This is a genomic window from Variovorax sp. V118 (assembly GCF_041154445.1).
Classification (GTDB): Bacteria; Pseudomonadota; Gammaproteobacteria; order Burkholderiales; family Burkholderiaceae_C; genus Variovorax; species Variovorax boronicumulans.
Genome location: NZ_AP028663.1, coordinates 7,069,300 through 7,090,208 on the forward strand (window position 1 = coordinate 7,069,300; position 20,909 = coordinate 7,090,208).

Below are 20,909 nucleotides of genomic sequence, written 5' to 3' on the forward strand. Positions count from 1 at the left end.
CTCGCGCACCCATGGCTCTCAAATCCACCATCTTCAAGGCCACCCTCGCGGTGGCCGACATCGACCACGGCTACTACGCCGACCATGCGCTGACCCTGGCGCGCCACCCCAGCGAGACCGACGAGCGGATGATGATCCGGCTGGTCGCGCTCGCGCTCAACGCGCACCAGCTGCAGGACATCTGCAACGGCGACGGCACGCTGGCCTTCGGCGCGGGCCTGTCGAACGTCGAGGAGCCCGACGTGTGGCTGCGCGACTTCACGGGCCAGACCAAGATCTGGATCGAGGTCGGCCAGCCGGAAGACAAGCCGATCATCAAGGCCTGCGGCAAGGCCGACGAGGTGATCGTCTACTGCTTCAACCACGCGGCCGAGATCTGGTGGCGCGGCATCGAGAGCAAGCTCACGCGGCCGCAGAACCTGAAGGTCTACCGCGTACCCACCGAGGCCTCGCAGGCGCTCGCCAGGCTGGCGCAGCGCAGCATGCAGCTGCAGGCGACGATCCAGGAAAGCACGCTCACGCTGGGCGACGGCGTCAACAGCATCGACGTCGAACTGCTCAAGTGGAAGTAAGGGGTCCGCGCGGCTAGGCCGCCGGCATCATCTCGCCGCACTGCCAGCACTGCTCGAAGCCGCCTTCGACCTGCTCGCCGCACACGCAGCGCCAGCTGCGCTGCGGGCGGTTCTGCAGTTCGTGCAGCAGGCGCTTCGCGAGCTCGTACTGCGATTCGTCGTCGATCCAGATCTCGGGCAGGCACTGGTCGGGCGGCAGTTGGCCCATGACCGCGCCGAGGAATTCGCGCTGCACGGTGGCGGCCACGCCCTCCTCGCACAAGGCGTGCGCCCACACGGTCGCGATCGCGAGGTTGGGGGCTTGCGCGAGGCGGCGCATGGTCAGGGGGCCCAGTTTTTCTCGTCGTCCGGGTCGAACTCGGTCTCTGCAGCGGTCGGCTCGGCTTCGCGTGCGCGCTCGGCATAGCGGTTGAAGCGCCAGGCCGAGTCTTCCATGGTGATGCGGCGCCAGGTGACGCGCTTCTCGACCGGCGTCATGGCCGGCCAGTACTGCACCTCGTCGAAGGTGCGCCCGCACCCCTTGCACTCGTCGTCGCCCTGGCTGGTCGAGCAGATCGCGATGCAGGGCGTGTCGGGTGTGCTGTGGTACCAGTCGAGCCAGGCGGCCCAGGCCTTGGCGGGAAAGCCGACCTCGTCGACCTCGTCTTCGTGGTGGAAGACCATGAGCGCGTAGACCTCGGCCAGCGCGCGCAACTCGGGCGCCAGCGTGATGCCGTCGGGCGAGGGAGACTTCTCGCGCCAGTGGTTGATGGCGGCCTCGATGTCGGTGATGTGGATGGCGGCCATGGAGAGTGAAAAAACAGCGAGCGGCGATCATAGTCCCGCAATGTCCCGCTCCTTCTTAGGGCCATAGGCGCTCCCAAAAATGGAGCATCAAATGCCCACTGCATGCGCCCCTCCGGACATTTGCCCTTAAATGTAAAGAAAACTTTTGGTTGCCTCGGCGCGGTCTTCAATGCTCTAATCCCGCCCACGAAGGGGAGTAGCTCCCGATCGCTGTCCCCGGGCAGCGTGAATCGTCAGGTCGTCAATACGAAGCACAACACTTCCGGCCTGTCGGGCGACACACGCGCGGACCCAGGTCGGCGCGCTTGCTGTTGTCGAGCGAGACCTTCGATTTGAACCTGCGCAGGTTTGGTCGAAGCGTTCGCAAGTCCCCGGTGTCACCCGGCCTTCGCTCCCCCGCTTTCGACCGCACCCGCGCAGGGTGAATCGAAACGCATCGGCATGCCGCTGCCCGTCGTGGTCCCCATCAGGGAGCTGCGGGCGTGGCGCCAAGACAAAGAGGAATCTATGGAACAGTTCATGGCCCCGGAATTCTGGGTCGCGGTCGGTCAGATCATCATGATCGACATTCTTTTGGGCGGCGACAACGCCGTCGTCATCGCGCTGGCCTGCCGCAAGCTGCCGCCCGCGCAACGCACCCAGGGCATCCTGTGGGGTACCGCCGGCGCCATCGTGCTGCGCGTGATCCTGATCTTCTTCGCGCTCACGCTGCTCGCGATTCCGTTCCTGAAGCTGGTGGGCGCGATCCTGCTGCTGTGGATCGGCGTGAAACTGCTGGCCCCCGACCATGACGACGCGCACGGCAACATCGCCGGCAGCGACCGCCTCTGGGGCGCCGTGAAGACCGTGATCGTGGCCGACCTGGTCATGAGCGTGGACAACGTGATCGCCATCGCCGGTGCCGCACAAGGCGCGGGCGACGGCCACCAGATGCCGCTGGTGATCTTCGGCCTGCTCGTGAGCATCCCGATCATCGTCTGGGGCAGCCAGCTGGTCATCAAGCTGATGGACCGCTTCCCGATGATCATCACGCTGGGCGGCATGCTGCTGGGCTGGATCGCCGGCACGATGGCCGTGTCCGACCCGGCCCTGGCGAACCCCGCCAACTGGACCTGGGTGCCGAAGGTGCCGCAGACCGACACCATCAAGTACGCCGCCGGCATCATCGGTGCGCTGCTGGTGCTGGCGATCGGCAAGTGGGTGGCTTCGCGCAAGCCGGCCCCCGCCACCCCGGCCCACTGAGCGTTCGTTGAACGATAAACGCCCCGCACTGAAACTTCTTGCATCAATCCGGTCTCTGTCACTCTAACTATCAAAGGAGAGCACTCATGGAAAAGATCATTCTTTACGTCGACGACGCCGTCTATGCCAGCGAGCAGTTCGCCGAACTGGCGCCGGATGCCGACAACGTCGTGGCGCGCCATTGGGTGCTCGTGGCCTGCGCGCCGCGCATGACACACCGGATCAGCAAGTGGGTGAGCCACAGCGCGCGCGAGAACTGGCGCGCCAAGTGGTTCAGCAAGGTGCAGGCGCAGATGCTGCCGCTGCTCGAACGCAACGGCGGCCAGGTGACGGCGGTGCTGGCCAAGGGCCCGCTGACCGACCTGACGCAGCAACTCAAGCGCGAGCACGCGGCCACCCACGTGGTCGATGCGCGCCGCCCGAAGATCGGCGTCGACCTGGAACCGGTCACGCCCGACCAGACCCCGCCCAAGCAATCGGGCTGGGCCTTTCCCGGCGCCGTGATGGGCATGGGCGCGCTGCTGGTGCTGGCCAACGAGCTGGCCGAGTAAGCCCGGGGCGGGGCCACACGCCCGGCCCTCCGAACCGACACAAGCCCCGCTGCGGCAACGCAGCGGGGCTTGTTCTTTTGTGCGGGCCCGTGGGGTATCCTGCGGCGCATGCGCATCCTCCTCAAATGGCTGCTCAGCGCCGTCGCGCTGCTCGCGGTCGCCTACCTCTACAGCGGCGTCCAGGTCCAGAGTTTCGGTTCGGCGCTGCTCGCAGCGGCCGTGATCGGCCTGCTCAACATGGTCGTGCGGCCGGTGCTGGTGATCCTGACGCTGCCGGTCACCATCGTCACGCTCGGGCTGTTCCTGTTCGTGATCAACGCCCTGCTGTTCTGGGCCGCCTCGGGCCTGCTCGGCGGCTTCCATGTGAACGGCTTCCTCGCCGCGCTGCTGGGCTCGCTGATCTACTCACTGCTCGGGCTGCTCATCGAGAGCGCGCTGGGCGGGCTGCTGTCCTCCCGGCGCTGAGCGCCGCCCCTCGACGCTTCACTACTTCAGCGGCGGCTCCTCGGCCTGCTGCTTGACCAGCACGTCGACGGCGCGTGCGCGCGTGTCGATGATCGATGCCTCGTAGTGGTCGATGGGCGCGCCCGACTTGCGGACCAGCTCCTGCGCCGCCTTGAAGCGGTCGCGCGCCGCCGGGTAGTCGAGGATCGCCACGTTGGCCTCGGCATCGGCGCGGATCGCGCGCAGCGCGTCGTTCTGCGCGCCGTACAGATTGGCCAGCGTGCGCCAGGCCGTGGCGTCCCGCGGATGAACGGCCACCCAGTCGCGCAGCACGGGCACCATCGGCGCGGGCTGGCGCTGGGCGATCGCGGCTTCGGCTGCGAGGATCATCTCGGGCCGCTCCTTCGACTTGGCGTCGAGCAGCGCCGCCGCGCGAGAGGCGCCACCGGCCGCGAGCTCGATCTCCGCCTGCAGCCAGCGCGCCTGCTTGGATGCGGCCGCATCGTCGGCCGTGCGGGCCATGAGCCGCTCGGCCAGTGCGCGCGCCGCCTTGAAATCGCGCAGCTCCTTGGCCGCCATCGCCGCCGCGTAGAGCGTGCCCGCCTGCTGGGCCGGCGAGCTGGAAGCGAACTCGCCGCTCGAGGCCGCATTGACCCACAGCCGCAGCACGTCGACGCCCGGGCGCGTCAGCACGCGGGCGCGCGAGGCGACCATGGCGTGGTCCATGACCAGCGGCACCACCGGCGGCGCGGCGTCGACGCGGAACTGGAACCGCCCTTGCATGTCCGAGATGCGCTCGGTCGTCAGCGGGTGGCTGCGCAGGTAGGGGTACGAGCCGTTGTCGTTCAGGCGCGAGGCGTACTGCAGCTTCTCGAACATCGCCGCGGCGCCCTGCGGCGCAAAGCCCGCCTGCGTCATCACGCCGAAGCCGATGCGGTCGGCCTCGCGCTCCATGTCGCGCGAGAAGCTCAGCTGGTTCTGCATGAACAGCGCCTGGCTGCCCATGATCACGGCCTGGCCGGCGTCGGAATTGCGGCTCTTGCTGGCGGCGATCATCCCGAGGATCAGGCCGGCGATCATCAGGGGCATCTGCTTGCCCTGCTTGCTCATGATGCGCGAGATGTGGCGCTGCGTGACGTGCGACAGCTCGTGCCCGAGCACCGTCGCCAGCTCGTCGCGGCTGCCGACCGCGGCCAGCAGCCCCAGGTTCAGCCCGAGGTAGCCGCCCGGCAGCGCGAAGGCGTTGATGTTGCGGTCGCGCCCCAGCAGGATGGTCCAGGCGAAGCGCTCGTCGAGCTCGGGCGTGAGCTCGCCGCGCGAGCGCGCAGCGGCCAGCAGGCGCTGCCAGATGTCCTGCACATAGGCGGCGATCACCGGGTCGTCGATGTAGTCGGTGTCGCGGTACAGCTCGCGCACGATCTGGTCGCCCAGCCGGCGCTCGGCACTCGCCGTCATCTCGCCGCCGTCACCGAGGCCCGGCAGGATCTGCTGCACCTGCGCCAGCGCGGGGGCCGGCAACAGCACCTGGGAAGCTATCAAAAAGGTAGCGCACACCGCATGCCGGAGGGGCGTCGGGCGGGTTTTCTTGTGGGAAGAAGGAGTCAAGCGCGGCATTCCTCGTCTGTGGCTCGGGCTCGTATGATGCATCTTCAAAACGAACGTTCACCGATGAGCACCCTCACCCATTTTGACGCCCAGGGCCAGGCCCACATGGTCGACGTAGCGGCCAAGCCCGCCACCCACCGCGTGGCCGTGGCCACCGGCCGCATCGAGATGCAGCCTGCGACGCTGGCGCTGATCGAATCGGGCACCGCCAAGAAGGGCGACGTGCTGGGCATCGCGCGCATCGCCGGCATCCAGGCCGCCAAGAAGACCAGCGACCTGATCCCGCTGTGCCACCCGCTGGCGCTGACCCGCGTGGCCGTGGCCTTCGCGCTCGCCGAGGGCGGCCAGGCGCCGCAGGTGGCCTGCACCGCGACCGTCGAGACCGTCGGCCCGACCGGCGTGGAAATGGAAGCCCTGACCGCCGTGCAGGTCGCGCTGCTCACCATCTACGACATGTGCAAGGCCGTCGACCGCGGGATGCGGATCACCGACGTGCATGTGCTGGAGAAGCACGGCGGGAAGTCGGGGAGCTACGTCGCGACGGCGGGCTGAATTCAAACGGCTACAGCTCGGGTGCGTCGTCCGGGCGGTTGTCCAGCCAGCGGGCGAACGCGGCCGGGAACGCCACCCGGAAACGTTCGGCGAGCGCATGCGCTTCGGCATCGCGGCCCAGCAACTCGGCGCTTTCGATCAACTTCGTGATGACGCGCGGCTCGGGCGAAAAATGCAGCACGCGCCCGGCCAGTTCGTGCATGTGCGCCGCATTCGCCGGCGTGACGGCCGTGAGCGTCACCTCGGCGAAATCCACCTGGAGTGAGAACAGCCACGAGCCCTGGAGCTTGGCGAGCGTGTCGTCGCGGTAGGCCGACATGCGGGCGTCGCGCGGCAGGTAGATCTGGCTAATGCGGGTGTAGTCCCAGGCGGCGTAGCCGATGACGGCGATCCAGGCTGCGGCTGCGGCGAATGCGGCGAGCTTTCTGCCGTTCGCTTCCGGGCGCTTGGGCGATGCCGGCCACAGGATGCCGAGGCACAGGCCGAACACCAGTTGAAACGGGCCGTACCAGAGCGGGTACTCGAGCAGGCTGTGCACGAGGATGACGCCGAGCAGGCCCCACGCGATCAGCCGCAAGGGATCGCGCTCGCGCCAGGGCTTTGCCGCCCCCACCATCCACAGAAAGCCGCCGCAGATGAGCAGCGCCGCCGGAATTCCCAGCTCGACCGCGAGGTGCAGCGGGAGGTTGTGGGCGTTGTCGAGGATGACGGGGAAACGCGGGCCGTTGTACAGCGTGGCGAAGTGGGCGAAGCTGAGTTCGCCCCAGCCCCAGCCGGTGAGGGGGCGCTGGGCGATGAGGGACAGGACGTTCTGCCAGAGAACGACGCGGCTGTCGGTGGTGACGACGGCGGGTTGGAGGCGGTGGAGCATGCCGGTGCCGGAGGCCGCCGCGCCGCTGGCATCGCCTCCACTGGCCAAGAGCGGCAACAGCCAATGAAGGGCGGCGTACAGCGGGAGTGCCGCGAGCAGAAGTGCCGGTGCAGGCAGGTGGAAGCCTGTCGTACCAGCATGCGGTGGCGTCGCCCGACGCTCCCGCCACGCCATGACTCCGGCCCCGGTGACGATCACCAACAACTGCAGGAAGCCGGTACGCGATCCTGAGGCCACCAGGGACGCAACTAGGAGCACAGCGACGGGGGCGAGCCCCCCCCGCACGCGCCGCGACCTGTGCGTGGCATGCCACCACAGCGCAGCGATCAGCGCCATGCTGATCAAGGTGGCGAACTGGTTGCGCTGGCGCAGATTGCCCCAGCCGCGGCCGGGTGGCGGCGACGAGGTCAACGCGCCAAGAAACTCTGTGAGGCCGTAGTACTGGAGCAGCCCGAGAAGGCCGCTGAGCAGGCCGGCGGCGAGCAGACCGGCGGGCAGTGGCGAAAACCCCGGCGCGACACGGTGACGCGAAAAACCAGCCCCCACGCATGCAGAGAGCGCTACGCCGCCAATGGCCATCCAGGCAGGCAGCATGGATTGAATGCCTCCCTCACCCAGTCCAGGCAAGGCAATGCCAAGAGCGCACGCGATCAGCCAGACACAGAGCTGCCGTGATAACCCCGCCAGCGGCCCTGCGACCAGCAGGCCCGCGACGCATGCCCATGACACCAGCAACTGCCAAACGCCAACAGTCGGCCCCGCCGTAAGGGGCGACAGGAAAGAAGCCGCCACCAACAACGTCAGCACTTGGCCCGTTCGGACATGCGGCGCACGCGGTTCTGAAAGCCATGTGCGAAGGGGCATGGGGACATTGTGCCGATCACCCAAACCCGACGAGTGGTCACCCGGCGCAGATAGGTGGTTTTGCAATTAGACACACTTAAGAACAACCTACAACAATCATGAATAACTGTGTTCTGCCTCCACCGGCGCCAGTCAGCCTGAAAGTTGAATCAGTGAGAAGAACTGGCCTGCAATCCTTCGCCTTGAAACAGGCGGCGGGGTTCACCTTGATCGAATTGATGATCACGGTCGCCATCGTTGCGATCCTCGCAGCCATTGGCTACCCCGCCTATGGCGACTATGTGCGCCGTGGCCAGTTGGTCGAAGGGTTCACTCAGCTCTCGGACTACCGCGGAAAGATGGAGCAGTACTTCCAGGACAACCGGAACTACGGCACCGACAACACGTGCGCGACGGCGGCGAGCTGGAAAACCTTTGTCCCCGCAGATGCAAAGAACTTCAGCTATGCGTGCCAGCTCACCGACAGCGGCCTTGGCTACGTGATCACTGCAACGGGCAGCAGCCGCGCCACAGGGCACCAGTACACGATCAACCACAACGGTGTGCGCGGCACGATCAAGTTCAAGGGAACGACCGTGAGCGTTTCGTGCTGGCTGGTCAAAGGCACCACCTGCTGATCCGGTGAACGCGATGCAAAAACAACGCGGATTCACGATCATCGAATTGATGGTCGGCATCGTGGTGCTGGCGGTGATTCTGATGGTGGCCATGCCCAACATCGACAAGTGGCTGGACAACACGCGCATTCGCAACGCCGCAGCGGCTCTCCAAGACGGCCTTCAGAGGGCCCGCACCGAAGCGGTAAACCGCAACCAGAACATTTCCTTCTACCTAGTGTCACAAGCGAGTCCAGGCGCGCTGGATAACAACTGTGCACTGTCTTCCACAAGTGCTGGATGGGTGGTGAGCGTCAACTCGCCGGTGAGCAAGTGCGCCGACTCACCTTCGACAACAACGTCACCCATGATCGTCCTGGGTCGTCCCAGCGGCGACAGCGGCGGCGGCGTACGGGTATCGGCCAAGCAATCGGACGGCACATCGAACGCGACGACAGTGACGTTCAACGGCTTCGGCAGGGTCGTCAATACGGGTGACGCCATCAATTGGATCGAGATCAATGGTCCGCTTTCCGCGGCCACCTACCGCAAGTTACGCGTAACCGTGGCCGCCGCCGGCGCCACGCGCATCTGCGACCCGGATGCTGCGACAGGCAGCCCGCGCAGATGCTGAAGAGGACTCCCCAATGACGACACGCACACGCAAGCCCATGCTTCGGCGCGCACCGCCCGCTCACGCGATGCGGCACGCCAAGGGCCAGCGCGGCATCGTGCTGCTCGAGGCCCTGATTGCCATGCTGATCTTCATGCTCGGCGTGCTGGGGCTCATCGGCCTGCAAACCAGCATGACCAGCGCACAGACGGATGCCAAGTTCCGCGCAGATGCTGCATACCTGGCCAGCGAGGTCGTGGGTCGCATGTGGGCCGACCTCGGCCATCTCAACGACTACAACGGTGAGGACAGCTGCTCCGCCACCGCATGCAGCGAGTGGCGCGCCAAAGTCGGCCAGCTCCTTCCAGGGGGCGGTGCCTCCATCGCAGTGGACAGCACCAACAGCGACGTGACAGTGGTGGTCCGATGGACCAGCCCGACGGGCGAAACGCACCAATACACCACCCGAAGCGCCGTTCTCGGCAAGGCCTCCTGACCATGGCAAGCCAACATCTTTCTGCTCGTAGTCGCGCGCGCGGCTTCACGCTTATCGAACTCATGGTCGGCCTCGCACTGGGCCTGTTGACCACGCTGGTGATCGGCAGTGTTCTGGTGCTCGCGGACGGGAAGAAGCGCACCCTCAGCGAAGGCGCTGATGCGCAAGCGAACGGGGCACTGGCGCTCTACGCCCTGCAGCGGGAAATTCAGATGGCGGGTTACGGCACGTCCATCAACCCGGCTGCGCTGGGCTGCCCCATCAAGGGCTCATACAAGGATCCGTCGGCGCCCGCCGACACCCCGGCCATCCCGTTCACTCCCGTTCTCGCACCTGTGACCATCGTGAACGGCGCCAATGGCGCGCCCGACACGATCACCATCTTGCAAAGCCGCAAGCCGGGTTTCTCAACCCCCATTGCCATCGCCAGCGATCACGCGAAGACCGACAACTTTTTTGTCGTCAAGTCGTCGTTGGGCGTCGCGGTGGACGACTTGATGATCGCCGTTCCCGAATCGGGCCTCTGGGACGCGTCCCACTGGTGCACGCTGTTCAGCGTCACGAGCGACAACGCGGCCAGTCCGACGGACACCACCTTGAGCAACACGCGCATTCCCCACGCCTCGGGCGGGACCAACAAGTGGAATCGCAGCAGCGTCTTTCCCGATGACGGCTATGCGAGAAACGGCTACCTCCTCAACCTCGGGAGCATGGCGCTCAACACCTACAGCATCAATGCCGGCAACGACATGGTCGTCACGTCGAACACCGCCGGCGGTGTCAATTCGACGGCGGAGGCGGTGTTTTCGCAGATCGTCAATCTGCAAGCGATGTATGGCAAGGACACGACGGGCACGGGCACCGTGGACACGTACGACACAACAACGCCAACCACGGCAGCCGACTGGCAACGCGTGCTGGCCATCCGCATCGCCGTGGTCGCGCGCAGCAATCAGAAAGAGCTCGAAGCAGTCACCGCCAGTGCACCGCAATGGGATGTGGGCGCAGGCAGCACGATCAGCGGCACGAGTGCTTGCCATGGCGACAGCAAATGCCTCCCTCTGAAGGTAAGTCACCTCACCGACTGGCAACGCTACCGGTACCGGGTCTATGACACCGTGGTGCCACTGAGAAATGTGCTTTGGAATTCGGCAAAGACACCATGACGAAAAAAAATCTCCCCAGACGCGGCCAGCGGGGCGTCTCACTCCTGTTCGCGTTGATCGCACTGGTTGCGCTGTCTCTCGCGACACTGGCGCTCGTGCGCACAGTGGACACAGGCGCGTTGATGCTGGGCAACATCGGCTTCAAGCAAGACGCAACCGTGACAGCGGACCAGACCGCACGCGAGGCCTTGGCCTGGGTCAAGAACAACACGGCCAGCCTCGATGACGACGCTCCCGCGAGCGGCTATTACGCGAGCACCAGAGAAGTCAACGCCGACAAATCGTTTACGCCGGTCGACGTCACAGGGCAGCAATACGACCCTGCGGCCTCTGCGCTTTACCGCACCCGACGGCTGGTGGATTGGAGCGAAGCGCAGGACGGCGCGTGCCCTTACGCAACCTCAGGCACCTACTCCACCTGCGCAATCAAATCGGCCGCGGGCGCGACGATCAATGGCAACAAGACGCGTTATGTGATCTTTCGCCTGTGCGCGGCCACCGGCAGCGCCAATGACGAACTCAACAACAGCTGTTCCAAGCCGCTAAACAGCAACGGCGGTGCATCCGGACGCGGCGCGCTCGCCTATGGCAGCGCACGTTTCGCATCGACTTCAGGCGCTTACTACCGCATCGTCGTTCGCGTGCTTGGCGCACGCAACACCGTCAGCTACACAGAAACCATTGCCAACTTCGAATAGTTCGGCTTGTCGGCACGAGGAGCTTTTACGCATATGAACCATCACGATTCCCATCGCCGCCCGAGCCGTCCTCCTGTGCACTGGTTGCAGCTCGCCTTGCTGTGCACCGCCGTGGGAGCTGTTGCGGTGGCCGCAGTGCCAGCGCTTGCCGAAACGTACATCTTCGACGAGCCACTTGCCACCCGCTCGAACACGAAGGCGAAGCCCAACCTCCTGTTCATCCTCGATGACTCGGGAAGTATGGCGCGGGAGTACATGCCCGACGAGATGTCGAGCACCGACCGCTTCGGCTACTACAGTGCCCAATGCAATGGTCTGGCCTACGACCCCAGCATTACCTACTCGGCCCCCATCAACGCGGACCGCACGTCGTTTCCGAACGCGAGTTTCACCAATGCATGGGGCGACGGCTTTGCCCTGACCGGCGCGACCAACCTGAACAGCACGGGTCCTAGCCGCACGGCGGAAGTCTCCCCTGCAGTGACCGCAGGTACCGGCAGCAAGACTTTCAGTTTCACGGGGTCCGGGTACAACGGCGACCTGGGCTTGGTCGTTGGCAACGCGGTCGTGCTTACAAGCGGTGGCAACGTGCTGTCAGGCTTCGTGACTTCATGGCAAGTCACGGGCAACACCTCACCATACAGCTACACCCTCGTGGTCGATGTCACAGCCGCCACTGGCAGCAGCTCGGCCACCAGTTGGACTATTCAAAAGCCACAAGGCAGCACCTACTACACCTACAGCGGCGCGGAGCCGAAGATGGGATGGCGATACAACTCGGATGACGTGATCAAGGATACGTTCTACAACGAGTGCTTCACCAGAGTCAGTGCCGGATCGACCCTGTTCACCCCAGTCAAGGTCTACAGCTCATCTACCGAGGCCACGAACTACGCCAACTGGTATTCCTACTACCGCACACGCACGATGCTCATGCGCACAGCCGTCGGCAGCGCATTCAAGGCACTCGACGATAGCTACCGCGTGGGCTTCACGACGATTCACAACAAGGATGTGACGGACAGCAACGGGTTCCAGTCCGTGAGCGACTTTGACGCCACCCAGAAAAGCACGATCTACTCCAAGCTTTATGCGGCCCAAGCCAGTGGCGGTACCCCTTTGCGAGCCGCTCTTTCCAAAGCTGGACGTTACTACGCGAAGTACTACGCAAGCCAACAGGATCCAGTCCAGTATTCCTGCCAACGCAACTATGCGTTGCTCTCGACTGATGGCTACTGGAACAACGGTGGGGCCAGCGGTGGAGTTGACGTGGAATCCGGGGACTACCGGGCGCTGGATCTGGCCGGCAACATGGTCGGAAATCAGGATGGCACGCAGGCTCGGCCCATGTACGACGGAGCGACAACCACCACCACAGTCACGCGGACTCAATACACCGTCGGCGACAGGAAGTCATGCAACTCGGTTACGAACGGGTATCGGGTGAAAGTCCAGCCGCAGACACTTGTCAACGGCATCTGGTCGAATAACCGCGCACTCCCAGACATGTGCCTTCCAAAGGGATCGGTCGTGACAAACGACCAAGTGGTCGAGGATCTCGTCGGCAAAACTGTTCAATCGCCCGAGGTTTCCAATACAACCCCAACCGGCGGTTCATCCAACACGCTGGCGGACGTTGCTCAGTACTACTACGCGACCGACCTGCGCACCACGGCGCTTGGAAATTGCTCCGTGACAGTTGCGGGAACAACGCAGAACGTCTGCACCAACAGCCTCAAGCCCGCAGGGCTCGACACGGCGACGCACCAGCACATGACCACCTTCACGATCGGCCTGGGGGTGAGCGGTACGTTGACGTACGACCGAAACTATCTCACTCAGACGACGGGCGACTATGTCAAGCTGAAGGCAGGCACCACCGACTGGCCAGTTCCCACCACAAATATCACAGGGGGTTCAGGCGATGCGCGGAACATCGATGACCTGTGGCATGCAGCAGTCAACGGACGCGGCCAGTACTACTCTGCCCTGAACGCCACGGCGCTGCGCGAAGCGATCGCAGGTGTGGTGAACACCATCCAGGAAGAGCATGGCTCGTCTTCGGCCGCTTCCACCAGCTCGCTAGAGCTCGTTGCGGGAGAGAACAACCAAGTCTACAAGGCAAGCTACACCACGAAGACTTGGATCGGCGACGTTCAGGCCTATACGCTCAACGGCGACACCGCGGCCATTGGCAGCACGCCCGTGTGGTCGGCGCAGTCGCTTCTCAACGCGAAGACTTACACCACGCGGCGCATCTTTTACCGCCAGCCTTCCTCGACCACCACCTTGCGAACGTTCGATTGGACGAGCCTGCAGGCCGACGGGCTGGATGGCAATTTCAGCGGGTTGTGCTCCAAGTCCGTGACATCTTCGCAGTGCGGCGGCCTGACAACTTCGGAGGCCACCATTGCCAACAACGGCGCAAACCTTGTGAACTTCCTGCGTGGCGACCGCGCGTTCGAGAGCGCGAGCACGGCGAACAGCACGACGCGTGCAATTTACCGGGCACGCACAGCCGTGCTCGGCGACATCGTCAACGGCGCGCCCGTGTACGTGAGCAAGCCGCCCTTCAACTACACCGACACCGGCTATGCCACCTTCGTGGCCGCTCAGCGTTCGCGCAAGCCCATGATCTACACGGCAGCCAACGACGGCATGCTCCATGCGTTCTCGGCAGCCACCGCCGATGGCGGCAGCGAGATATGGGCGTACGTCCCCACCGCCGTGATGTCCAACATGTACCGCCTCGCCGACGCGAGCTACGAATCCCGACACCTCTACCTGGTGGACGGGGCCCCGGTCATCGGGGACATCAAGGTGGGCACCACGTGGAAGACCATCCTGGTCGGCGGCCTCAACAAGGGTGGCCGCAGCTACTACGCACTGGACATCACGGATCCCGAGAACCCGCTGCCGCTGTGGGAGTTCTCGCACGACAACCTGGGCCTGTCCTTCGGCAACCCGGTCATCACCAAGCGGCAGGACGGCACCTGGGTCGTCGTGTTTTCGTCGGGCTACAACAACGTGAACCCAGGCGACGGACAGGGGCGCCTCTTCGTGCTCAACGCCAACACCGGCGTGCGACTGCTCGACATAGCGACGGGCGAGGGAACAACCTCCAACCCTGCCGGCATGGCAAAGATCAATGCGTGGATCGACGACCCGTCGGACAACACGTCGAAGCGCTTCTATGGCGGCGACTTGTTGGGCAACTTGTGGCGCTTCGATGTGGACAACCGCATCGAACCCAACCAAGCAGCATTGAAGCTTGCCAAGTTCCAGATCAACGAGAACACGCCGCAGCCCATCACGACCCGGCCGGAAACAATCGAAATCTCCGGCAAGGCCGTGATCATTGTGGGCACAGGCCGTTACCTGGGCACCGACGACATATCGGATGCAACACAGAACACGCTCTATGCCGTGAAAGACCCATTGACGAATACCAGCCTGGGCGACGTGCGCGCCAGCAATACGATGGTTCGGCAAACATTCACGGTGACGGGAAATAACGCCACCATCAGCAGCAATCCGGTGAACTGGTCCACCAAGAACGGCTGGTGGGTCGACCTGCCGAACACGGCTGCGATTGGCACGGCGAAGGAGCGCATCGTGACGGACATGGCATTGCAATTCGGCACCTTGTCGATCGGCACGGCCATTCCAAATGGCGACGCGTGCAGTTCGGGCGGTTCGTCGTGGCGCTACTACCTCAACGCTTCCGACGGCACGGGGTTGGAAAGCGTGGCCGGAAACCTCTGGAGCGAATCCTCGCTGATCGTGGGCCAGAGCTGGGTCAAGCTTGAGAATGGGGAGACACGCATCCTGCGCCAAGGTAGCGACGGCACGATTCGCACTGAGCGGCCGCCAGGCGGTGGGGGAGATGCGGGGGCAGCGCACCGAGTTTCCTGGCGCGAATTGGCCAATTGACAGCCGCACGTGAGAACCATCGGATGTGAGCGCTTTGCACTGGGGCGCGACGAGCGAGCCCTATATGTCTGCATCGTCGTATCCTTCGCTGCGCATGTCGCGATGCTCTCCTATTCATCTTCGGAAAGCGTGAGTACGAGAGCTGACTATGCGACGTTGGCGGGAACGCCATCGCCCAGCTTTCGTGCGCGCCTGAAGCATCCGCAACCCGCGGTACTGCCATCGACGGACAAGCGCACGGTGGAAATGCCACGTTCGCTCACCGCACAACCGGAGCGCCCAAAGTTCGCTGCACTCGTTTTTCCTGCGCTCGCAACTGATTCGCGACCACCTGATTTTTCGACGCATCAACAGGAGCACGCCGAATCGCCACAGGAGGCAGCAACACGACCCGAGGAATTGGACGGGTACGTGCCGCGGCCCTTGCTTACGCAGGCACCAGTGCCTCGCGCGCCAATTGAAATTCATCCACCGAACTCGGAGAGGGGCGCGAGCGCCCCGAAGTACGCTGGTGTGTTGTCTCTCTTCATCGATGAGGATGGTGAGGTTCGCCATATCCTGGCAGATGAGCCTCCATTGCCCTATGAATTCGAGCAGGCAGTTCGTAATGCCTTTTCGGTCGCGCGCTTTATTCCAGGGATGCGTGACGGTCGCATCGTGAAGTCCCGGCTGAAAGTGGAGGTTGTATTCGACGCGATTGCGCCAATACGTTCAGAACCGACGGCTTTGGCGCCTTGAGGCGCACTATTTGAGGCTTATACCAAAGCTGACCCAGCTCATCGGGTCAAATGATGCTGCCGATGTGCACATGGCGCTACCCTGAGCACTGCAGCTGCTGGTAGGGGGCCGATGGCTGACGCCCCAATAGCGGCAAACCCTCGCCACGCTCAACCTCGGGAGGAGCTTTTTTGGGAGAGGACTTGCCCGAAGGCTTTTTTTCGATAAGCACCCCGATGCCTTTCTTCAGGGCATCGATCACCACCTCGAACAATTGGGCCTTCTCGTTGGCTTCGCGAGGCTGAACTTCATGGGTCTTAATCTTCTTTTCGGGTGTCAGTGATGCAGCGGGTGCAGATAAGGATTTTTTGGTCGGGACTGACATGGGAAGCCAACACGATGCCGAACTCCAACTCTAGCAACCATGCTTGCGCAGCCGCACCAGCACCGTCGATTGCCCCTGGATACCGTCGCGTGCCTGAGCCTTCTTGTACGTGAGTTCGCTTTTTTACCTAGTTGGCCATCGACAGTTTAAAAGCCAGCGCGCAGTCCCGCTGGGTGCGCTTGACGCCTGATTCCATTGATTTGCCGTCTCTTGAAGGGAAAAATGTCAACCCGAGCAAAACGGGTTACACAAACGCAAAAAGCCGCCCTAAGGCGGCCTTCCTGCTTGCTGCAGAACTCCTTACGGGGCAACGACAGTGGCGCAGGTCTTCGGCAGATATTTCGCTGCAATGTTGGACGTGCAGGTCCAGACTGCGGACCCAACGTCGGCATTGCTCAGAGTGAGGGTCAATGTCTTGCTAACGAGAGGCGCTGCCACTCCAGAGGCCTGCATCGTGGCCACAATCGTGCAGCCCCCAGCATCGGCAACAGTGCCGCCTGCCGTAGTCTTCAGAACATATCGGCCCTTCAGATCGGTGTCGGTCGACATGCCAGCAGCAGTTGCGGCTGCGGCAGTCGAGTTGCTCGGGCAAGTCTTGGACTGCGTGAAGGTTCCAGTGACCGGAATACGCAGGCCCTCGGCCAAGCTCACAGCCTCCGTCACTTGAGCCCGGGCAACGTAGTCTTGATAAGCGGGCAGCGCCACAGCAGCCAAGATGCCGATGATCGCCACAACGATCATCAATTCGATGAGGGTGAAACCCTTTTGCACATTGCGTGCGATAGAACGACGGTTCATTCGATTAACTCCAGGTTGGTTTGTAAAGCCCGGGAACCAGCCCGGAGCGGGGTAACTTCCGCAGCATCCGTGCCACCCGGTTTCCCCACCCTGCAGCCCTCGATCAGGCCGCCTTTGGTCACAAGATGGTTACATGATGTGACACAACTCGCACTCAGATGCCAATTGTGTCGACAAATTTGTCATGCCCGACCGGGCCCTGTCAGAAGGTCAGCACTCCATCCGCCTTGAGCCAACGGATGTCCCGCTGCGCCAACCCCGCCACCTCCCGCCCCGCCAGCATCTCGATCTGGCTCATGATTTCTTCGGTCTCCGCCGGCTTGGTGTGGGTGATGTAGATCGGGTATTGCTTGCCCGGATCGATGTGCGCCAGTTCGTGCGCCAGGGCCACCGGCGACAGGTGCAGGCTGCGTTCGGCCAAAGCCTCCTCGCGGGAGCTGAAGGCCGTCTCGATGACCAGCATCGCCACGTCGATGGCGTTGACGCGCTCCCAGAAGGGCGGGTTGCGTTCGGTGTCGCCACTGAAGACCCAGTGGGCGCCGCCTTCGGCCCTGCGGATGGCAAAGCCGCAGGCGGGCACGGTGTGGACCGCCGGCAGCACTTCGATCAGCTTGGGAGCGTCGCTGCCCAGCTCAAGGCGCTGCCCGACCGCGATCTCGTGAAAGCTCACGAACGGTGATTCGGGGCTGGGAATGCGTTCGAAATTCGGCCAGATGACGTTGTTGAATACATGCGCCCGCAGCGCGTCGATGGTGGCGGCCAATGCATGCACGCGCAGGGGCCGGGCGCGGCGGCTGCCGACGGCGTCGAGCATCAGGGGCAGGGCGGCGATGTGGTCGAGGTGCGAGTGGGTGAGCACCACGTCGTCGATGGCGGCCATCTCGTCGAGGGTGAGGTCGCCGACGCCCGTGCCGGCGTCCACGAGCAGGTCCGCATCGACCAGGAACGAGGTGGTGCGGCAGTCCTTGGCGATGGCGCCCGAGCAACCCAGCACGCGAACCTGCATTGTGGAAGACCCCTTGTATGCGTCTGTCGTCATTTGGTGTCGAACCGGGTGGCGCCGTCCCAGTCCGGGTCCTGCGGGCGAAGCGCCATCGAGGCTAAACGCTGGGCGTAGAGCTGGTAAAGGACTTTTTTCGCATCCGCGGCGAGCAGAGGAGCCAGCAAGTTCCGGCCCAGCGCCCAATCCTGGCGGCGGTAGGCGGCGAGCACCTGGCTCCAGCGGTCGAGTTGCTGCCGTGTGTCCTGCGCCTCGGCCGCAGCTTCCGGCACGAGCGGGGTGTAGATGGCGACAGCCTGGGCCTTGCCCTTGACGCGCACGCTGTCGAGTTCCTGCCAGACGAACCCGGGCGCCGCCTCGCGGGTGGCGCCGCTGGCCACGATCTCGACCCCGTAGTGTCCGCTCAGGCCCTCGAGCCGGGACGCGAGATTGACCGCGTCGCCGACCACGGTATAGCTGCGGCGCGCGGTCGAGCCCATGTCGCCGACGCTCATGAGGCCGCTGTTCAAACCGATGCCCGCGCTGATTTCGGGGCGGCCGTTGGCACGGTGCTGGCGGTTGATGTCGTGCACGGCGGCCGCCATGTCGATCGCCGCCTGCACGGCGAGCGCGGCATGGCCGGGGGTGTCGATGGGTGCGCCCCAGAAGGCCATGACGCAGTCGCCCATGTATTTGTCGACGGTGCCGCGGTGTGCGCTGATCACCTCGGTGAGCCGGCTGAAGACGGTGTTCAGGAAGGCCTGCAGCTCGGCCGGCGCCATCTGCTCGGACAGCCGGGTGAAGTCGCGCATGTCACAGAACATCACGGTCATTTCCTTGCTCTCTGCGCGCATGCTGTAGCGGCCGGGGCGCACGAGCATTTCGTCGACCAGCTGCGGCGGCACGTAGGTGCCGAAGAGCCGCACCAGCCCGCGCCGCGCGCGAGACTCGACGAAGTAGCCCCAGCTCATGTTGAGCGCGAAGGCCAGCGCCACCATGACGAGCGCCGACGCCAGCGGGAGCACGAGGCTGTGGCCGACGTAGAGCCAGGTGTTGAGGCCGACCAGCGCGGCGACCACGCCCGCGCCGAGCAGCACGGCGCGCGATGCGGACAGCAGCGACAGCCCGAACGCGAGCAGCAGCCCCCCCGCCAACACGGTCAGCACTTCATACCCTGGCGCGTAGTCGGGCACGGCCAGCAGGCGCCGGTCGAGCAGGCCCGAGACGATGTTGGCGTGCACTTCGACGCCCGGGAACGCGGCGCCGACGGGGGTGGCGCGCAGGTCCTGCAGTCCGGGCGCGGTGGCGCCGAGCAGCACGATCTTGTCCTTGAGTTCGCCCGGCGCCAGCCGGCCCTCGAGCACGTCGGCGGCGGCCACGTAGCGGAACGACCCTGCGCGCGGCCCGCCGGGGCCGCGAAACGGCACCTGCAAGCTGGCACTCTGGTCGACCGGGATGCGCAGCGACCCCAGCACCAGCGCCTGCAGGCGCGGAAAGTTGCCGTCGCCGGCCACGAGCGCCGGCCGCACGGGCGGCGAGCCGTTCGCCAGCCGGTACACCGCCAGCGCCAGCGACTCGTAGTGCCCGGGCGACGCATGCTCGCCTTCGTAGCGGGCAATGAGCGGCACGCTGCGGATCACGCCGTCGTCGCTGCCGTCACCGACCAGGGTGTTCAGGAACCCCGCGACCGGCGCCGCGCGCCCCAGCACCGGCAGGCTAGCGCCGAAGCCGTTCCAGAGCGTGACGAAGGAAGCATGGGGCGGAAAGGCGTCGGGCGGCAGCACCGGCGTCGCCGGCAGCAGCCCCTTGGCGCTGGGCTGTTCGGTGCGGGTGAAGTAGTAGCCCAGCGCCACGGGCTGGCCGCGCAGGGCCTGGGCCAATGTGGCGTCGTGGTCGAGGGTCGGCGCGAGTTGGTCGATCTCGGCAGCGAGGCCCGGCACGCCGCTCAATGGCCCGGCTGCGATCTCCTTCAGGCGCCCGAGGCCGGAGCTGCGATCGGGCTCGAGAAACATCACGTCGAAGCCGAGCACGGCCACGTGCTGGCGGGCCAGCAGTTCCGTCGTGAGGCTGGCGATCTTGTCGCGTGGCCAGGGCCACTGGCCCTCGCGCGCCAGGCTGGCGTCGTCGACATCGACGATCACGACCCGCGTGTCGGGCGTGCCCGGCATGGTGGCGCGCAGGCGGGCGTCGTAGATCAGGTGATCCAGGTGCTCGATCACGCCCAGCCGCCAAACGCCGGTGGCATGAAGCAGCGCCAGCAGCACTGGCAGCAGCGTGATGGCGATGCGCGGCCAGTGCCGCCGCAATGCGCTCATGGCTGATCAGCCTTGGACAACAAATGCCTGTCGGCGAAAAAACGGGGGGCGGAGCGGGGCGCCGGAAGCGGCTCAGATCCGGACGAACTGCATGCGCGAGGCGCCGCCGAGTTCGAGCACGTCGCCTTCCTGCAGCGCGACGGCTTCGGCGCCCAGCGGGGCGCCATTGAGCGTGACGCTGCCGACGACGGTGGCCGCCACGTAGCCCTGGCGGCGGCGGGTGACGACGGCCACGGCGACGCCGGGCTTGCCGATGGTGGTGACCACCTTCTGCAGCGGGACGTCCTGGCCTTCGTTGGCGCCCGAGAGCACGCGCAGCACGGGCACGCCCAGCTCGACCAGCGCGCCCGATTCGGTGGGTGCCGACGAGAGCGGCATCGGCGCCGAATACTCGGAGAGCGAGGCCCGCACGGAGCCGGGGCCGGCCATGAGGTTGCTGTGCGAGCGGAAATGGATGCGGCAGCCGCCGACCTCGATGACGTCGTTGTCCTGGAGCGCCTGCTTCTGGACGGCCAGCGCATTGACGTAGGTGCCGTTGGTGCTGTTGAGATCTTCAATTTCGACTTCGCCGCCGCTCATGTGCAGCACGGCATGCTCGCCGCTGACGGCGAGATTGTCGATCACGATGTCGTTGTAGGCGCGCCGGCCCAACGTCGTGCGGTTCTTGGCGAGCGCCACTTGGCCGATGACGACGCCATCGACCGAAATGATCATCTTCGGCATGGC

21 protein-coding genes and 1 pseudogene are annotated in these 20,909 nt (G+C 64.7%); 12 read left to right on the forward strand and 10 right to left on the reverse strand.

Going from position 1 to position 20,909, the window contains the following annotated elements:
* The first annotated feature begins 11 nt into the window (after positions 1–11).
* Positions 12–572, forward strand: a complete 561-nt coding sequence (locus tag ACAM52_RS33020; protein WP_159279170.1) for a YaeQ family protein — start codon at positions 12–14, stop codon at positions 570–572.
* A gap of 13 nt (positions 573–585) precedes the next feature.
* Here ACAM52_RS33020 and ACAM52_RS33025 read toward each other — a convergent pair whose 3' ends face one another.
* Both ACAM52_RS33025 and ACAM52_RS33030 read right to left on the reverse strand, forming a co-directional pair.
* The gene (locus ACAM52_RS33025) at positions 586–891 is read right to left on the reverse strand and encodes a DUF2007 domain-containing protein (RefSeq protein ID WP_056575237.1); all 306 of its coding nucleotides are present in this window, start codon (positions 889–891) and stop codon (positions 586–588) included.
* A gap of 2 nt (positions 892–893) precedes the next feature.
* Positions 894–1,358 carry a DUF3717 domain-containing protein gene (locus tag ACAM52_RS33030; protein ID WP_139705076.1) on the reverse strand — a complete coding sequence of 155 codons (465 nt, stop codon included), beginning with the start codon at positions 1,356–1,358 and terminating at the stop codon, positions 894–896.
* A 507-nt stretch (positions 1,359–1,865) separates the two neighbouring features.
* On the opposite strand from ACAM52_RS33030, the gene ACAM52_RS33035 reads away from it, so the two are divergent.
* The 3 genes from ACAM52_RS33035 (at position 1,866) to ACAM52_RS33045 (ending at position 3,616) form a co-directional block, all read left to right on the forward strand.
* Entirely contained in the window at positions 1,866–2,600 is a 735-nt protein-coding gene (locus tag ACAM52_RS33035) for a TerC family protein (protein ID WP_062475282.1), read from the forward strand.
* 86 nt (positions 2,601–2,686) lie between these two features.
* Positions 2,687–3,151, forward strand: a complete 465-nt coding sequence (locus tag ACAM52_RS33040; protein ID WP_062475284.1) for a hypothetical protein — start codon at positions 2,687–2,689, stop codon at positions 3,149–3,151.
* Positions 3,152–3,259: 108 nt separating this feature from the next.
* Positions 3,260–3,616, forward strand: a complete 357-nt coding sequence (locus ACAM52_RS33045; RefSeq protein ID WP_095747298.1) for a phage holin family protein — start codon at positions 3,260–3,262, stop codon at positions 3,614–3,616.
* Between the two features lie 21 nt (positions 3,617–3,637).
* Here ACAM52_RS33045 and ACAM52_RS33050 read toward each other — a convergent pair whose 3' ends face one another.
* A complete protein-coding gene (locus ACAM52_RS33050) occupies positions 3,638–5,209 on the reverse strand; it encodes a M48 family metalloprotease (RefSeq protein WP_369645642.1) in 1,572 nt (523 codons plus the stop codon).
* Positions 5,210–5,263: 54 nt separating this feature from the next.
* Here ACAM52_RS33050 and moaC point away from each other — a divergent pair, with 54 nt between their 5' ends.
* Positions 5,264–5,752, forward strand: coding sequence for a cyclic pyranopterin monophosphate synthase MoaC (moaC, locus tag ACAM52_RS33055; RefSeq protein ID WP_062475294.1), 489 nt, complete (start codon positions 5,264–5,266; stop codon positions 5,750–5,752).
* A gap of 10 nt (positions 5,753–5,762) precedes the next feature.
* On the opposite strand, the gene ACAM52_RS33060 is transcribed toward moaC, so the two are convergent.
* On the reverse strand, positions 5,763–7,487 hold the full coding sequence (locus ACAM52_RS33060; RefSeq protein WP_369645643.1) for a PglL family O-oligosaccharyltransferase: 1,725 nt from the start codon (positions 7,485–7,487) through the stop codon (positions 5,763–5,765).
* Between the two features lie 98 nt (positions 7,488–7,585).
* Here ACAM52_RS33060 and ACAM52_RS33065 point away from each other — a divergent pair, with 98 nt between their 5' ends.
* Genes ACAM52_RS33065 through ACAM52_RS33095 form a run of 7 tightly spaced genes read left to right on the forward strand, consistent with a single transcriptional unit; the run spans position 7,586 to position 15,727 of the window.
* Positions 7,586–8,104 (forward strand): type IV pilin protein, encoded by a 519-nt coding sequence (locus ACAM52_RS33065; RefSeq protein WP_369645644.1) that lies wholly within the window; start codon positions 7,586–7,588, stop codon positions 8,102–8,104.
* A 13-nt stretch (positions 8,105–8,117) separates the two neighbouring features.
* Positions 8,118–8,717, forward strand: coding sequence for a GspH/FimT family pseudopilin (locus ACAM52_RS33070; protein ID WP_369645645.1), 600 nt, complete (start codon positions 8,118–8,120; stop codon positions 8,715–8,717).
* Between the two features lie 13 nt (positions 8,718–8,730).
* Complete coding sequence (locus ACAM52_RS33075; protein ID WP_369645646.1) at positions 8,731–9,192, forward strand: pilus assembly protein PilV; 462 nt, start codon at positions 8,731–8,733, stop codon at positions 9,190–9,192.
* Positions 9,193–9,194: 2 nt separating this feature from the next.
* Positions 9,195–10,358, forward strand: coding sequence for a PilW family protein (locus ACAM52_RS33080; protein ID WP_369645647.1), 1,164 nt, complete (start codon positions 9,195–9,197; stop codon positions 10,356–10,358).
* Positions 10,334–11,056 carry a hypothetical protein gene (locus tag ACAM52_RS33085; RefSeq protein WP_369645648.1) on the forward strand — a complete coding sequence of 241 codons (723 nt, stop codon included), beginning with the start codon at positions 10,334–10,336 and terminating at the stop codon, positions 11,054–11,056. The genes ACAM52_RS33080 and ACAM52_RS33085 overlap by 25 nt, the downstream gene beginning before the upstream one ends.
* Before the next feature lie 33 nt (positions 11,057–11,089).
* Positions 11,090–14,989, forward strand: a complete 3,900-nt coding sequence (locus ACAM52_RS33090; protein ID WP_369645649.1) for a pilus assembly protein — start codon at positions 11,090–11,092, stop codon at positions 14,987–14,989.
* A gap of 9 nt (positions 14,990–14,998) precedes the next feature.
* Positions 14,999–15,727 carry a hypothetical protein gene (locus ACAM52_RS33095; RefSeq protein ID WP_369645650.1) on the forward strand — a complete coding sequence of 243 codons (729 nt, stop codon included), beginning with the start codon at positions 14,999–15,001 and terminating at the stop codon, positions 15,725–15,727.
* A gap of 76 nt (positions 15,728–15,803) precedes the next feature.
* Here ACAM52_RS33095 and ACAM52_RS33100 read toward each other — a convergent pair whose 3' ends face one another.
* From ACAM52_RS33100 to ACAM52_RS33125, 6 genes and pseudogenes are all read right to left on the reverse strand, one after another.
* Complete coding sequence (locus tag ACAM52_RS33100; RefSeq protein WP_369645651.1) at positions 15,804–16,091, reverse strand: hypothetical protein; 288 nt, start codon at positions 16,089–16,091, stop codon at positions 15,804–15,806.
* Positions 16,092–16,127: 36 nt separating this feature from the next.
* A pseudogene (locus tag ACAM52_RS33105) lies at positions 16,128–16,287 on the reverse strand (IS3 family transposase); the annotation flags it as partial.
* Positions 16,288–16,391: 104 nt separating this feature from the next.
* The gene (locus tag ACAM52_RS33110; protein WP_369645652.1) at positions 16,392–16,889 is read right to left on the reverse strand and encodes a pilin; all 498 of its coding nucleotides are present in this window, start codon (positions 16,887–16,889) and stop codon (positions 16,392–16,394) included.
* Positions 16,890–17,091: 202 nt separating this feature from the next.
* Complete coding sequence (locus ACAM52_RS33115) at positions 17,092–17,895, reverse strand: 3',5'-cyclic-nucleotide phosphodiesterase (protein WP_369647814.1); 804 nt, start codon at positions 17,893–17,895, stop codon at positions 17,092–17,094.
* Between the two features lie 29 nt (positions 17,896–17,924).
* Positions 17,925–20,183 (reverse strand): CHASE2 domain-containing protein, encoded by a 2,259-nt coding sequence (locus tag ACAM52_RS33120; protein ID WP_369645653.1) that lies wholly within the window; start codon positions 20,181–20,183, stop codon positions 17,925–17,927.
* A gap of 72 nt (positions 20,184–20,255) precedes the next feature.
* Positions 20,256–20,906, reverse strand: coding sequence for an FHA domain-containing protein (locus tag ACAM52_RS33125; protein ID WP_095747310.1), 651 nt, complete (start codon positions 20,904–20,906; stop codon positions 20,256–20,258).
* Positions 20,907–20,909 lie beyond the last annotated feature (3 nt).